At 42.1% G+C, this 14,882-nt stretch carries 16 protein-coding genes; 9 read left to right on the top strand and 7 right to left on the bottom strand.

What is annotated here, in order from left to right:
• Nucleotides 1-8: 8 nt before the first annotated feature.
• Both M1D84_RS15370 and M1D84_RS15365 read right to left on the bottom strand, forming a co-directional pair.
• Nucleotides 9-1,088: a DUF3900 domain-containing protein gene (locus M1D84_RS15370; protein WP_044335001.1), complete on the bottom strand. Its 1,080-nt coding sequence runs from the start codon at nt 1,086-1,088 to the stop codon at nt 9-11.
• Nucleotides 1,089-1,288: 200 nt separating this feature from the next.
• Nucleotides 1,289-1,438, bottom strand: a complete 150-nt coding sequence (locus M1D84_RS15365; protein WP_072367870.1) for a DUF1540 domain-containing protein — start codon at nt 1,436-1,438, stop codon at nt 1,289-1,291.
• 356 nt (nt 1,439-1,794) lie between these two features.
• On the opposite strand from M1D84_RS15365, the gene rfbF reads away from it, so the two are divergent.
• From rfbF to M1D84_RS15340, 5 genes are read left to right on the top strand one after another with little or no spacing between them, the layout of a single operon-like run.
• The gene (gene rfbF, locus M1D84_RS15360; protein ID WP_024424573.1) at nt 1,795-2,559 is read left to right on the top strand and encodes a glucose-1-phosphate cytidylyltransferase; all 765 of its coding nucleotides are present in this window, start codon (nt 1,795-1,797) and stop codon (nt 2,557-2,559) included.
• A gap of 4 nt (nt 2,560-2,563) precedes the next feature.
• Nucleotides 2,564-3,535 carry a GDP-mannose 4,6-dehydratase gene (locus tag M1D84_RS15355; RefSeq protein ID WP_025092661.1) on the top strand — a complete coding sequence of 324 codons (972 nt, stop codon included), beginning with the start codon at nt 2,564-2,566 and terminating at the stop codon, nt 3,533-3,535.
• A gap of 12 nt (nt 3,536-3,547) precedes the next feature.
• Nucleotides 3,548-4,459 carry a putative nucleotide-diphospho-sugar transferase gene (locus M1D84_RS15350; RefSeq protein ID WP_283859938.1) on the top strand — a complete coding sequence of 304 codons (912 nt, stop codon included), beginning with the start codon at nt 3,548-3,550 and terminating at the stop codon, nt 4,457-4,459.
• The gene (locus tag M1D84_RS15345; protein WP_283859939.1) at nt 4,456-5,646 is read left to right on the top strand and encodes a glycosyltransferase family 2 protein; all 1,191 of its coding nucleotides are present in this window, start codon (nt 4,456-4,458) and stop codon (nt 5,644-5,646) included. Before M1D84_RS15350 ends, M1D84_RS15345 begins: the two co-directional genes overlap by 4 nt.
• Nucleotides 5,647-6,576 (top strand): putative nucleotide-diphospho-sugar transferase, encoded by a 930-nt coding sequence (locus tag M1D84_RS15340; protein WP_283859940.1) that lies wholly within the window; start codon nt 5,647-5,649, stop codon nt 6,574-6,576. It begins immediately after the preceding gene.
• Between the two features lie 32 nt (nt 6,577-6,608).
• On the opposite strand, the gene M1D84_RS15335 is transcribed toward M1D84_RS15340, so the two are convergent.
• Both M1D84_RS15335 and pbp4 read right to left on the bottom strand, forming a co-directional pair.
• Complete coding sequence (locus tag M1D84_RS15335; protein WP_024426656.1) at nt 6,609-7,847, bottom strand: MFS transporter; 1,239 nt, start codon at nt 7,845-7,847, stop codon at nt 6,609-6,611.
• A 148-nt stretch (nt 7,848-7,995) separates the two neighbouring features.
• Nucleotides 7,996-10,035: a penicillin-binding protein PBP4(5) gene (gene pbp4 / locus M1D84_RS15330; protein WP_283859941.1), complete on the bottom strand. Its 2,040-nt coding sequence runs from the start codon at nt 10,033-10,035 to the stop codon at nt 7,996-7,998.
• Nucleotides 10,036-10,296: 261 nt separating this feature from the next.
• On the opposite strand from pbp4, the gene M1D84_RS15325 reads away from it, so the two are divergent.
• Nucleotides 10,297-11,712 (top strand): SLC13 family permease, encoded by a 1,416-nt coding sequence (locus tag M1D84_RS15325; RefSeq protein ID WP_283859942.1) that lies wholly within the window; start codon nt 10,297-10,299, stop codon nt 11,710-11,712.
• A 5-nt stretch (nt 11,713-11,717) separates the two neighbouring features.
• On the opposite strand, the gene M1D84_RS15320 is transcribed toward M1D84_RS15325, so the two are convergent.
• Entirely contained in the window at nt 11,718-12,074 is a 357-nt protein-coding gene (locus tag M1D84_RS15320) for a hypothetical protein (RefSeq protein WP_149125895.1), read from the bottom strand.
• 83 nt (nt 12,075-12,157) lie between these two features.
• Between M1D84_RS15320 and M1D84_RS15315 the strand changes: the two genes are divergently transcribed.
• The gene (locus M1D84_RS15315) at nt 12,158-12,385 is read left to right on the top strand and encodes a hypothetical protein (protein WP_149125894.1); all 228 of its coding nucleotides are present in this window, start codon (nt 12,158-12,160) and stop codon (nt 12,383-12,385) included.
• Here M1D84_RS15315 and M1D84_RS15310 read toward each other — a convergent pair.
• Nucleotides 12,366-12,845 carry an Hsp20/alpha crystallin family protein gene (locus tag M1D84_RS15310; protein WP_024424582.1) on the bottom strand — a complete coding sequence of 160 codons (480 nt, stop codon included), beginning with the start codon at nt 12,843-12,845 and terminating at the stop codon, nt 12,366-12,368. The genes M1D84_RS15315 and M1D84_RS15310 overlap by 20 nt on opposite strands.
• Before the next feature lie 65 nt (nt 12,846-12,910).
• On the opposite strand from M1D84_RS15310, the gene M1D84_RS15305 reads away from it, so the two are divergent.
• A complete protein-coding gene (locus M1D84_RS15305; RefSeq protein ID WP_003213975.1) occupies nt 12,911-13,168 on the top strand; it encodes a hypothetical protein in 258 nt (85 codons plus the stop codon).
• Nucleotides 13,169-13,174: 6 nt separating this feature from the next.
• Nucleotides 13,175-13,408, top strand: a complete 234-nt coding sequence (locus tag M1D84_RS15300; protein ID WP_034623095.1) for a hypothetical protein — start codon at nt 13,175-13,177, stop codon at nt 13,406-13,408.
• 39 nt (nt 13,409-13,447) lie between these two features.
• Here M1D84_RS15300 and M1D84_RS15295 read toward each other — a convergent pair whose 3' ends face one another.
• Nucleotides 13,448-14,839, bottom strand: coding sequence for an amino acid permease (locus tag M1D84_RS15295; protein ID WP_025092665.1), 1,392 nt, complete (start codon nt 14,837-14,839; stop codon nt 13,448-13,450).
• Nucleotides 14,840-14,882: the final 43 nt, after the last annotated feature.

Genomic DNA, 14,882 nt, shown 5'->3' with positions numbered 1-14,882 from the left:
GTGTGTTTTTATTCTAGATCTGAATCATAGGCTTTTTGCGTCAGCTGGCTGACCACCTCTTTTAACCCATTTGGTTTATGAAACTCAACAGGTGTGCTTCCTTTTTCGAAGACGATTTGATCTGCTTCAACGAGCACGACATATCGATTGTTGAGCTTTGCAATATGGATCGAGTGGCCAAAGTCTGCTAGAAGACCTTTGATTTCCGTTTCGCCTAGACGCATTTTCATTGTGATATCAGGGGTTTGTTCAACAATATGGGAGGCCGCTTGTGTGACCTGCTCTGTATCGAGTGTTTCTCTAATTTCTCGCTTTTCACTCGCTTCCCATATTTCAAGATCCTCTTCAAACTGCTTTAATTCTTCACTTTCATCCTGTAATGTTTCAAAAACCTGTTCCTGTACCATATTCATAACCTGTGATTTCATAATTTCAGGCATGGATTCACCGTATTCGACGAATTTCAAAAAGTCCTCAAAATAACGAGCGTGTGAAGATTGGTGAATTTTCACTTCAGCTTCCTCAGTCATTCCCTCTTCTGGCATAAACGGGTATTGAATCGATTTCATGTTTTTTGTCGTAATAGCCATTTCGACTTTTCTAATCAAGGTAGATGTATCAGCGATAGAAGCCACTTTTTGTTCGAAATCGCATTTCATAATAAAGACAAAGGAATCATCGAAATACTTTTTAGGAACAGCAGAAGCAACTAAAAAAACGCCGCCTCTGACAGCACTTGTATCTAAATATGTGCGAACAAACTGTTCACTGCATTCATTAAACAATTCTTTTGTATCTGCAAATCTCGTTTGATGAAATAGGTTGTAGTTTGGGTTTGAATCGAGCTCATGACCGGGTTCTACAATAAATCGGCCAATTTTGGTCGGTACTTGTTCAGATTTAGGGTGTCTGTCCACTTTTCGTTTGACGATTTTTTTCAGTTCACCGTCTAAAAAGTCCTTCAGCTCACTTTGTTCAAATTCTTCTTGATCTAGTGTTTGATAATGTTTAAATCGTTTATTTGCTTGTTCATCTTTGCCTTCGACTTCCACGACAAAGAATGATAGAAAACGTATCGTAAAATCCATTGATTGGTCACCACTTTTTCTTCTTCGGATATGTTGAGTATAGAAAAAGGAGTGAAAATCGTCAACGAATGGAGAAATATCGTGTCATTATTTCCCGAGAAATGTTTATTGAAAAACACTTGATAATAATTATCATTCTTGATAGAATGATAAAAGAAAAGAAGGAACCTGCCAGTTCCTTCATCTCAGAGAAAAATAGATTATTTTGTTTCAAATGTTTCGCAATCAGTTTCAGTATTGCGAGTCACTTCAGTCATCGTGTTTTTACCAATTTTAATGGTAGAAGCGGTACAGCTGTTTTCAGCCCAAAAACGGCAAGAGTTCACTTCACAAAGAACGTTTTGTGCCAAGGGAATTCACCTCCGTGATTCATATTGAGAATGAAACAAGCTGCCACTTGAATTCATTCAATCTAGTAGTCTCTTTGTAGAAAGAGGCTGTTTGTGCTGGTTATGCACATGTTTATCATACCATCTACCCTGAAAATATACAATTTAAACTTTGGAAGAGCGAGAATATGAATCTCGCTCTTTTTTTATTTGTAAAAATAGTTAAATGCTAGGTGGCACACTCTCTCATTTCGACATATGAATAGAGTAGATTCAAAACCTGATGTCGGACAAAGTATGGGGGTACATGTACTGACTTTCCGCATAAAGATAGGGTTTTTAATCAAAAAATCTTCATAGAGAGATGAGGGGAGAAGATGAAAGCAGTCATTCTCTGCGGAGGAAAGGGAACGAGAATGAGTGAGGTCACACAAGCGCTTCCTAAACCACTTGCTATGATCGGAGATCGGCCTATTCTATGGCATATTATGAAAATCTATCAGTATTACGGTGTAGACGAATTTATCCTATTGCTTGGATATAAAGGAGAGAAGATCAAAGAGTACTTTCTGAACTACGACTGGCAGCATCACAGCATGCAGCTCGATATGGCGACAGGAGAAATGAAGCTTTTAGGGAAAAAGGAGAACTGGAAAATCACCTTTTTAGATACAGGTGAAGATACGATGACAGGCGGACGTTTAAAGCAGGCACAGGATTACATTGGTGATGAGACCTTTATGATGACGTATGGTGATGGACTGGCCAATATCAATATGTTTCATTTGCTGAAACGTCATCAGGATCTTGGAGCAGCTGCGACTGTCACAGGCATTGAAAAGAAGTCCCAGTACGGGACACTGAAGGTGTATAACGGGATGGCACAATCCTTCTCTGAGAAGACAGACAGTATCGGGATGATCAATGGAGGATTTTTTGTGTTGTCTCCAAAGGTATTTGATTATTTGACAGATGATGATCAATGCGTGTTTGAAGCGGAGCCTCTTCAAAACTTGGCGGATGATGGAGAGCTTGCCGTTTATGAGCATCACGGATTTTGGACAGCAATTGATACGTATAAAAACCTGAAGGAAATCAACGACATGTGGACAGATGGAAAACAACCATGGAAGGTTTGGTGACAGCATGAGCGGATTTTGGAATGGAAAGAACGTATTTGTAACTGGATGTACAGGGCTGTTAGGGAGCTATCTCGTTAAGGAATTGATTGATCAAGGGGCAAACGTGACTGGACTTGTGCGTGATCAGGTGCCTCGATCGAATTTATATCAAGGCAGTCAGTTTGAAAAAATGAATGTGGTGCAAGGCGCATTAGAGGATATGCAGACGATTGAACGTGCGTTAGGAGAATATGAAATTGACACCGTCTTCCATTTGGCTGCCCAAGCCATTGTTGGGGTCGCAAATAGACATCCTGTTTCTACATTTGAAGCGAATATTTTAGGGACATGGAATGTGCTGGAGGCTTGCAGAAGACAGCCGCTGATCAAACGAGTGATCGTGGCATCAAGTGACAAAGCCTACGGTGATCAAGAGCAGCTGCCATACGATGAAGACATGCCGTTAAACGGGAAACATCCGTATGATGTCTCGAAGAGCTGTGCAGATCTCATTTCTCATACGTATTACAACACATATGGTCTTCCGGTTTGTATTACACGCTGCGGTAATTTATATGGAGGCGGAGATTTGAATTTCAACAGAATCATTCCGCAAACCATTCAGCTTGTGTTAGAAGGAAAGGCGCCGGAAATTAGAAGTGACGGGACATTTATTCGTGATTATTTCTACATTGAAGATGCAGTGAAGGCTTATTTGCTGCTAGCTGAGAAGATGGAGGAAAAAGGGCTGGCGGGAGAAGCCTTTAACTTTAGTAACGAGATTCAGCTGACAGTGCTTGAGCTTGTGGATAAGATTTTAAAGGCAATGGGAAGTGAACTGAAGCCTCGTATTCTCAACCAAGGAACACATGAAATTAAACATCAATATTTGTCAGCAGAGAAAGCGAGAAAGCTGCTTGATTGGAAGCCTGATTACTCCATTGATGAAGGCTTAGAGAAGACGATTGAATGGTACCGCGAATTCTTTCAAAAATAGAGGTGTAAAAAGATGAACAGCATATATTGTACGGTTCTTTCAAGTGGAAGACTTTATCAAGCCATTGCGTTTTTCTTATCGTTGAAGCAAGTAGAAGATGATGCTGTCATCAAGACGTTATGCATGGATGATGCTGCATTTGATTTGCTTCATCAAATGAATTTTCCGCATGTGGATCTTATTCATGTACGGGAGCTCGAAACACCAGAGCTGCTGGAGAAAAAAGAGGAACGGGATGCATCGGAATATTGCTGGACCTTAAAGCCGATTTGGATTGAGTGGTTATTTGAACAGGAGCAGGCAGAGAGCGTGACCTATCTTGATGCGGATTTGTTCTTTTATGAGAGCCCTCAGGTGATTTTTCAACATCAGCCGAATGCTTCTGTTTTAATTTCGAGAGGGGATATTGTCATTCCAAGCTTTGATGCAGAGGAAGTGAAGATGCTTCAGAAGCTTTTAGGACGCTATAACTCAGGCTTTCTGCATTTTAAAGGAGATGAAGCCGGACGAGAATGCCTCAGCTGGTGGAAAGAAGAATGCTTAAAAGAATGTAAAAATGCACCGGGAGAAGGCAAGTTTGGTGATCAAGGATATCTAGATCATATGCCGAGGCTGTTTGACAAAGTAGAAGATATTGAGACAAAAGGCGTGAATATTGGTCATTGGAACTATGGGCAGCATTCTTATCGGGAGGAGAATGGACGTATTCTTCTGGAGGATGGGCACCCGCTCATTTGCTATCATTACAGCGGCTTTCGGATTGTGAGCAAGGATGAGATGCAGCAAATTCATGAAAAAGGACGAAATGACCTGCCGTTTTTCCAAGAAGCCTATCGGCAAGTGCTTCGCCATGTGATTGAATCTGTGGAGCAGGTCGACCCGCTGTTTAACGGCTATGCCAAACGGGAGGAGGATGACGCATGAACGAAAAGCCAAAGGTAAGCGTCATTATTCCAAGCTATAATGCCAAAGAGCGTTTAGAAGGAAGCCTTTTTTCCTTAACGCTTCAGGAAACAGATATTCCATTTGAGGTCATTGTTGCCGATAATGGCTCAACGGATGGCACGATGGAAATGCTCGAGAATATTGAGGTGAACTTCCCATTTAAAAAGGTGCGTATTCCTGTCAATCAAGGGATTGCAAAGGGGCGTAATCATGCCATTCGCGAGGCGGAGGGAGATCTGCTCATTTTTCATGACAGTGATATGCTGGCAGAACCGAGATTTATTCAAAAGCATGCAGAGGCTCATGCTGACAGGGAGGATCTTGTCATTTGCGGTGTGTGCTGGAAGCGGATTTATCGCTATTTTTACAAAGCCTTTGATAAGGATCATATGAAGCGGTTGAAAAAGCAAGGACTGTATAAACGGAAAATGGAGGACAAAACACCTCTTTTATCATTGGAAGAAGTCGAAAATGGTGCATTTTTAGAGAAAAGCTTCGATTTGCAGTCTGAGTTTATTGATATTCTGAAAGACATTTTGGAAACGTACCACTATGATTTAGGTTCTTATGAGCTGCCATGGCGATTTTTTATTACAAATAACTCCTCTGTTAAACGTAAGCATGTCATGGCATTAGGGATGTTTGATGAAAATATCGTTCGGTACGGATTTGAGGATTATGATTTAGGGATTCGATTGAATCAGCTTGGTCTCTCCTTTGAATTGCGAGAGGATATCATGAGTGTGCATCAAGAGCATCCAAGTAATTTAACGTCATTTGATGACATCAAATACAACATTTTGTATATGTGTGAGAAGTATAACAATATTGATTCCATTGATGTCCACTTGGCTTTCTCTGGTCCGTTTTCTCACACTGTGACAAATGATATTGTGAAAGAAGTTCGGCAGCTGCGTGAGAATCCAGCATTTGATGACCTGTTATCCTATTTTTTAGAGCTGCTTCATTTGATCACAGAACGGAATGTAGGCATCAAGCGGGATAAAAAAGATATGCTGACAGCCAAGCATGTTCCTTTGAAAAAGCTGGCAGAAGCTGCGCAGCTTGCAAGGCAGGAATATGGCTGCACGGTACTTGTAGAAGCCATTCAAGGGCTGACGAAAGAGCTGTTGCGCGTTGATTTGTTCCAAGTGGATGTGTTGTAAATGGCGTCTTATCACTTTACAACCATTGTGTCGAATACCCATGTCTTTAAGCTTTTGGCGCTGATTCATTCGCTTGAGAAAAACGCCCATGCATTCAAGCTGTCGGTTTTATGTGCAGACCCTTTGGCTTACAAGGTGTTAAAGGAGTTCCCTCACCCGAATGTTCAATATGAACAGCTTGAAGACATTGAGGATGACTCCCTGCGCAAGGCAAAAGAGGATCGTACGTTTCATGAGTATTGCTGGACGTTAAAACCTGCTTTTCTGCTCAACATTCTTGAGTCCTCAGATGCGGATTATCTTGCCCATCTGGATACAGATTTGTATTTTTATCATGATCCAGAGGCGATTTTTGCAGAGAATCCAAGCGCTCATTTATTTTTAACGGATCATATGAATTCCAAGCGGTTCTATCATTTTTACGAGTTGTCTGGCCGTTTTAATACTGGGTTTGTAGGCTGTCGTAACACAGATGTTGCCAAACAGGCAGTCACGCAATGGAAAGAAAACTGTCTTGCACATTGTACAGTAGAAATGGATACAGAAAAAAAGACGTACGGAGATCAGCGGTATGTGGAAAGATGGGTTGATGATTTTGAAGGGGTTCATATCGTTGCATCTAAAGGAGCCAATGCGGCGATTTGGAACATTGAAAACTACAAGCTTTCAGTTGTAAAAGGAGAGATGTATCTCGACGAATGTCCACTCTTGTTCTATCATTTTTCTGCTTTTACGATCATTGACGAGAATACCTTTAACCTTAATTGGTATTACTATATGAAAGAACAGAAGATTGTGGATCATTTGTATATTCCGTATGCGGACTTGGTTCATCAAAAGATTAAACAGGTGCAAAAGGTATTTCCAGAATTTAAGCAAGGATTTATTGCGAAAAAGCATGTTCCTGACACGCATTTTTATGAGAGATGAAAAAACCGCTCATTTATTGAGCGGTTTTCTTTTTATGATTCATTCCATTTGGAGATGGTTTGGTCGCTGGGAAGTAAGAAGGCTAGGATGCCTAATATCGGTAAAAAGGCAACACCGATCATGGTAGGCGTTAAGCCGAAGGCATCAATGAATGAGCCGAGGGCAACCGATCCGATTGCGCCCATACCAAACGCAAGCCCAACAGTTAAACCAGACATTGTGCCAATTTTCCCGGGAAATAGTTCTTGGGCATAAACCACGGTGACAGAGAAGCTTGATGTCAAAATGAGCCCGATCAGCCCGAGTAAAACATAAGCAAAAACCGGTCCGGCAAATGGCAGCAGCAGGGCAAGCGGGAATGATGCCAATAAGGAAACTAAAATCACGTTTTTCTTGCCAAAGCGGTCTGCAAGCGGCCCGCCTAAAAATGTCCCAATTGCACCTAGAATAAGAAATAAGAAGATATAAGTCTGTGATTCTTTAATCGTCAAACCGTATTGTTCAATCGCATAAAACGCATAGAAATTCGAAATGGCATTTCCATACCAAGAGCGGGCGAAGATGAGAAAGACGATAATGCCAAGTGCAATGAGTGCTGATTTACGATGAATATCAGATCTGACAGCTTTTGCAGGAGCTTTTTTCGCTTCGGCCCGAATGGTTTGAAGCCTTCCTGCGTACCATCTTGAAATATAAAGAAGGAAACCAACCGCCAACATTCCAACAATCGTAAACCAAGCCACGCCTGTCTGACCGAGCGGGACGAGCATTAATGCAGCGATAAGCGGAGCAAAGGCTTGACCTGTATTCCCGCCTACTTGATAGATGGACTGGGCAAGACCTCGTCTTGGACCAGCTGCCATGTTGGCAACACGGGAGCCCTCTGGATGGAAGATCGCAGAGCCGAGTCCGATAAAGACAACGCAAAGCAGAATGGTGGCAAACGACGGAGCAAACGCGAGTCCGAATATACCGACTGCACTTGAAAATAAAGCAATCGGAAGTGCATAAGGCATCGGCCGTTTATCTGTGTACCACCCAATAGCTGGCTGCATCACGGAGGAGACCATATTTAATGTAAAAGCAATCAGCCCTAATTGTGTAAAGGTCAGCCCCATTGAGCGTTCCAAAATAGGGAACATCGCAGGAATAACGGCTTGCAATGTGTCGTTCAGCATATGACAAATACCAATAATCAGTAAGATGGGATAAACCGTTGAGCCGGTAACAGAATGTTGAGGTTTATCCTTTGTACGAGCAGCAATGGCCAATGAGACTTCCTCCCTTCATTTATCTGTTTTCTGTTTTTTTGCATTCTTCTCATTTTATTCATAAGGTGAACTATAAAACAATAGCAAATTGTCATGATTTAGAAAAAAAGAGACACAAGCGCTTGATGAAGCGTGTGTCTCTAAAGGGTTATTTATAAAAAGAAGCGATCACAGGCTTCATTTTTTGAACGACGAGTCCACTGCCGCCGCGGTTTTTCACACCTTCGATCATACCGACGAGGACGTAATCTTCTTTTTTAGGATTAAACGCAAGTAAAAATCCATTTTCAGTGCCGTCTGTTGCACCTTGTTTGCTCTTTAATTCTGCCGTTCCCGTTTTAGCGGCAATATCCGCTCCTTCGATTTGTAAGGAGTGGGCTGTTCCGTTTGGACTGGTCACGACCTTAGTCAATGCGTCTTTCACTGTGTTTGCCGAGCCTTCTTTGATGATTTGTTTTGGTGATGCTGTTTTTTCATCTTGAATCACCCGTGGGTAGACAAGCTTGCCTCCTGTGGCAAATGGAGAATAGGCATGTACTTGTTCAATCGGTGACATGAGTAATTCGCCTTGCCCATACGCCGAGTCAGCCAGTAAGATATCCGATTGAATGCCATCGTTCGATACTTGTGCAGGCTTCATTGTAAATGGCATGTGTAAGTCTTCGCCAAATCCAAATGCTTTCACTTTTTTCTCGTAGGTGTCTTTGCCGATTTCGAGTGCTTCCTGTCCAAAATAAATATTGTCTGAGTACACAAGGGCATCGACCATATTTACTTTTTCTTTATCGTGAACCCGTGTGATGCGATAATTTCCCCAAGATTGATCCTTCTGCCATTTCAGTCCGTGAATGGTGCGCACTTTGTCAGGCTTTGTGACACCTGTTTCCAGCCCAATGGCTGCTGTAATGGTTTTGAATGTGGACCCTGGCGCATACCGGCTCGCATATCGAGCTTGGAATGGAAGGTCTGGATTTTCACTGTATGCCTGATATTGCTTAGGTGTAATCCCGTTTGTCATGAGATTGACATCGTAGGAAGGGGTGCTGACAAGCGCTAATAGATCGCCTGATGATGGATTCATGATTGAGACGGCCCCTTTTTCGCCTTTCAACTGATCATAGGCTTTTTTCTGTAAAGAAGCATCAATCGTCAGCTTCACTGTTTTTCCATCTTTTCGATCTGATTTTTGCAATGTTTCTTCAATACCTGTTTCATCATGGACGATGAGAATGCTTCCGCCATCTTGTCCGCGTAAGTTTTTGTCAAATGTAAATTCAAGGCCGGTTTTGCCGATGATTTGATCTGCCTTTAATGCTGGATTTCTTTTGATATCATCCGCATTTGCTTTTCCGACATACCCGGTGAGATGAGCGGCGGCTTTGTTATATGGATAGTAGCGCATTTCCTTCGTTTGATAGGTAACGCCATTTACGTCCTTTGGAATCGGCTCCTGTTTTAACATCGATTTGAGCGGGACAAACGTGTCGTCTGTGACCCATGCTTGTTTCAATTGATTGTTGATTAGTTCTTCCTCTATATCAAAAGCTTTGCTGATCTTTTTGATATTGCGTTCTTTTTCTTCTCCTGTTCCGAGCTTTCCTGGGATGATGCCAAGTGCGTTTCCACCAGTTGTTTCTGCCAGTGTACGTCCTTTTCGGTCGACAATGTTTCCGCGGACAGCAGGGTCAGCTTTGACCTTGATGGTATCTCCTTTCTCCATTTGCGGGAAGATGAGATTTGGCTTCCAGTCCACTTTCCACTTGTCGTCCTCTTCGGAAAGAACGCCCTTGTAAGACAGCTTATGCAGCTTGCCAAGAGACGTTTTCATCGTTACATCATAGGAAAATTGATACCCATTTCCTTTGTCCTGTTTTTCAACGTTGAGCTTTGAAATGTTCAGGTCATAAGCACCAATACCGTTGAAAATATTGTCGTATTTTTCGGCTAGTTGTTTTTTTGAAAAGTCATTGGCTTTCAAAGATGCACTTGTCACCTCATCTGCCAGCTTCGTAAAGTCTTTCTTCTTCATATGTTCCGTAAAGTTTTGAGCGGCTTTTAAAGCTTCTTTTTCCTTAGAGAAAAGAGTATCTTTTAAGAAAAAGAAAGCAGCAGCAACTACGATGATGCTAAGAAGAGGGATGATGACTTTTTTCTGTTTCCAAAATGATTTTTTTTGATCCGTATACAATGAAAACACCTCAATTTTTGATTAGATCCTCTATATTTTACAGTGATTGGTCGTGATTTGTATAGTTTCTCCTATGAAAATAGACCAAGGGATCATGTCAAGGTTTGGGTAATGGGGTTAAAAAACAGCTATTTCTAATGAAATATATCTTCATTTTTTCTTTTGATTTAAAGGATTTATTAAAAGATCATCGAATGTGAAAAATTAGAAAAAATATGACAAGCGCTTTCATTAGGGGGAATTGTTATCGTTTATAAAAAGGTGAATTTGATTGGACTTGTTCTTGGACCGACACTCTTTTTGCTCATTTTTTTTCTCATACCTGAAGATGAATTGACCTATGCTGCGAGGGTAGTCTTGGGCATTACGGCTTGGACGGCCACATGGTGGGTGACTGAAGCACTTCCCATTCCTGCTACATCTTTATTGCCCATCATCTTGCTGCCGACACTTGGCGGGCTTTCTATGGAACAGGCATCAAGGTCTTATGGAGATCCGATCGTCTTTATGTACATGGGAGGATTTATGATCGCAATTGCCATTGAAAAATGGAAATTACATAGAAGAATGGCTTTACACATTTTAAGGGTGATTGGCACAAGAAGTGATCGCATTGTCTTAGGTGTCATGATCGCGACTGCATTTTTATCTATGTGGATTTCGAATGCAGCGACAGCACTCATGATGCTGCCAGTGGCCCTTGCAGTGATTAAAGAGGTCAAGACAAATGAAATCTTATCTGGCCCATCTCTTGATCGATTTAGTAAAAGCATTTTATTGTCGGTAGCGTATTCAGCGTCAATTGGAGGTTTGGCGACACTTGTCGGGTCTGTGCCGAATGCAGTGTTTGCTGCGATGTCAAAAAAACTGCTAGATCGAGAGATTATGTTTTTCGAATGGTTTTTGTTTGGTTTTCCTGTTGCGATGATTTTGCTTATTCTCTTATTTTTGTATTTGACGAGGGTACAGTTCAAGGTAGAACACAAAGGTGAAATGAGTGCAGCGTTCATTCAAAAGGGATTAGAGGATTTAGGAAAAATGAAAAGAGAGGAAAAATGGGTATTTGTTGTTTTTCTCATGACGGCGTTCTTATGGATTTTTAAGCTCTTTTTGTTTGGAGGGATGACCGTATCTGATACGTCTATCGCCATTTTCGGTGCCATGCTGTTATTTCTCATCCCAGCAACAAATGGAGAGAGAATATTAGAATGGCAGGATATGAAAGAACTGCCGTGGGGACTTTTGCTTTTGTTTGGAGGAGGGCTTTCGCTCGCTACGGGCTTTGCAGAAACCAATTTAACAGGATGGATCGGAGAAAATTTACAGCATTTAAACGGGCTTTCGTATATCATGCTGTTGATTATTTTAACGGGAGCGATTCTGTTTATGACTGAAATTATGTCTAATACGGCTGTCGCCAATATGATTATTCCGATAACGGTAGGGCTTGGTCTTGCGATTGGAATCGAGCCATATGGGTTAATGGCCGCGGCTGCTTTGGCTTCCTCCTGTGCGTTTATGCTGCCGATTTCCACACCGCCAAACGCCGCTGTCTTTAGTGCGGACGTGCTGAAAATATCTGATATGGTCAGGGCGGGTTTTTGGTTAAATATCATCAGTATTGTGGTGATTGTTCTTGCGGTCTATTTCTGGCTGCCGGTCGTGCTGAAAAGCTGAGCGCTTTAAGAAGATGAAGGCTTTGATCGAATCGAGACAACCGGTGTTTTTGTTTCTTTTGGTTTCGGTGTTTGTGTGGATTTTTTGATGCATGTGTCCTTTGGCGTGTAATAGGTTGCCCCAATATTGAGCCTGCCTTGAAGCTGGTCAATAGAAAGCTCCCCAAATTCTAAATGATAATCAATTTTGTCCACGCGCAGGGATTCAATATGGATGTGTGTATCCTCTGAGACAGGAGCAGCTGGTGCAGACATTTTTTGCTCAAGAGCGGCGAGTCTTTTTTCTAGCTCAATGACAGATGGGGATGGATTGGATTCAGTTTTTTTAAAGAGTGATTGAATGAAATATTTCAAGTAGACCACAACCTTTTCTTCCGCCTTACTCTAGTCTATGGAAAAGCTATCTGATATATACTTATAGAGATGACAAGAAAGGGGAGACGCACATGCTGCCTACTCAGATTCACATTGCTCATATGAAAACGAATTCGATTGGCACAGGATCATCTATGACGTTTGGCTCGACGTTTGTTCGCAATCATTGCAGTACGATCAAACGAAACAATGGCTTTGGGGAACAGAATGCTGAGGGCGTGATCACGATCCTGCCAATTGAAACAATTGATGATCGTGATCAAATAGACGCAGTGAGTATCAATATTCGTCATCTATGATGATAGCCGTCGCTTTTCCTTCATCTTTTTGCAGGCGGATGTAAAGTACACCGTCTTTAAAGGCAGCATTCATTTGACCGAGAATCATCTCTGGAAGGCGGATTTTCTTTTCAAACGGACCATACTTCCCTTGTTTTTGGCGAAAGTCCTGCTCGTTAAAAAAGGAAAAGCGCTGTCCTTTCACAACCAAATATTCACCATATGATAACACCTGAACGTCTTCCTTTCGGTAGCCAGGCAAGTAAATTAAGTATTGAATTTCTGCATGGGTTTCCACCATGTCGATTGGAGGAAACGACGCATCTGATCCCCGCTGATCCTGCTGTGTGAATGTAAATGGAGATGGACCGTTTGCCATAAAGGGGGATCTTTGCTCATCATCGAAGATCATTTTCCAAAAATCATCTCCATGCATTTGCTGGGCAATATCCATCCACTGCTTCATTTTTTCGAAGTCCATGTGAAGACCTCCCGTTAACATACTTGATGGGTGCTTGCATATACCTATAAAAAGGAGGTTTATCTGTGGTTCAACCAACTCCGTATATCAATATTAATATTTTCATGTTAAAAATTAATTCCTTTGAAAATGCGTCGGCGGTGAATGTCGGACAAAATTTGTTAGCAGAGTGGCAAAACTCAGATAAAAAAAATCAGGGTTACGGACAGAATTTTGGAGATGCCAGCGGTTTTGTCGGTACAAAAAGCCATGTAGATGATCGAGATCAAGTGGACTCACCTGCCTCTTTTTCGCCAGCAGCTAAACCCATTCAAAGGAAGTGATGTGTGATGTTATTTTCACCCTCAGTTGTCAATGTCGGTGCTTTTAAAATCAATACAATGGATCGGGGTGCATCACTGACGCTAGGACCTTATCAGCAGATTGATTATTTTCTCTCAATGAAATTGAACCAAGGTTTTGGTGAGGACAATGGAGATTGTTCACCGCTTGTCATTCCGATTTCAAGCGTGTTAGATCCAGATATGGTGGACTCAAATTCAGTCAAAAACAGCGTGATTTAAGCAAAAAAAAAGAGACCGGGAACCCCCCGAGTCTCTTTTCTAATGTGTTTCGTTGAGATGGCTTTTTCGTCTTGCATAGGTGAAATAGACAACAACACCGATGACGATCCAGATGAGGAAGGCTCTCCATGTTTCCCATTTCAGTGTGAAAGCCAAGATCATACAAATGACCGCACTAATTATAGGAAGGACAGGGACAAAGGGTACTTTAAAAGCTGTATTCATATTCGGATGTTTTTTCCGGAGTACGATCACAGCGATAGAGATCACCGTAAAGGCCGCAAGTGTACCGATGCTGACTAAATTAGCAAGTGTTGATAAGTTGACGAATCCAACGATACATGACGCAACAGCGCCTGTCAGCCAAGTGTTGGCAACCGGTGTCTTAGATTTTGGATGAACGTTTGAAAAGATTTTCGGCATGAGTCCATCTCGGCTCATGGCAAAGGTTAAACGAACCTGAGCGTAGACAAGTGCAATTAACACTGTCGTAATCCCGATAATAGCACCTGCGGATATAATACCAGCGACACTATTCAGGCCAACCACTTGAAGAGCAAAAGCGACAGGATCACTGACATTCAGCTTCGTATAGTGAACCATGCCTGTTAAGACGAATGAAACCCCGATGTATAAAATCGTACAAACACCGAGCGCACCGATGATTCCAATTGGCATCGCCTTTTGCGGGTTTTTGACTTCTTCAGAAGCATTGGCGATTGCATCAAATCCAAGGTAAGCAAAAAAGACAGTTGCGGCTCCAGCAATCACGCCATGGAAGCCCATTGGCATAAACGGTGTCCAGTTTTCAGGTTTGACGTAAGCAAAGCCTGAGATGATAAAGAGTAGGACGATGGCAATTTTGATCAGAACAATAATGTTATTCAGCTTTGTGCTTTCTTTGACGCCTCTTGAGACGATAAAGGTGATGAGCAAAATAATGAGTGCGCCTGGAAGGTTAAAGACGGCCCCGTCAGCGGCTCCAGGTGCAGCTGATAAAGCCTTCGGTATGTGCAGGCCAAATCCGCTGAGCAGTGATTGAAAATAGGACGACCATCCACTTGCTACAGCAGAGAGCGCAATAACATATTCCAGCATGAGATCCCAGCCCATTAAGAAGGCGAGAAATTCCCCAAGTGTTGCGTAGGAATACGTATAGACGCTTCCTGACACAGGAATGGATGAGGAGAATTCAGCGTAGCAAAAAGCAGCAAGGGCGCATGCGATCGCAGCCAAAATAAAAGATATAATAATCGCAGGTCCCGCATCATTTGCCGCAGCAACCCCCGTAATGACAAAGATTCCAGTCCCGACCACACAGCCAATGCCAAGCAAGATTAAATCAAACGTATTCAACGAACGGCTGAGCCGCTTTGTTTGACTTTCAAGCATGAGCTGGTCGAGAGATTTTTTTCGAAATAAAGAACTCATGTTGACCTCCTAATGGATAAATCTTTTCGTAAGACGAATGTTA

It is taken from the genome of Bacillus sp. PK5-006 (assembly GCF_054161415.1).
Note: the sequence above shows the minus strand (reverse complement) of the source record. Positions and strands in the feature narration are given on the sequence as shown.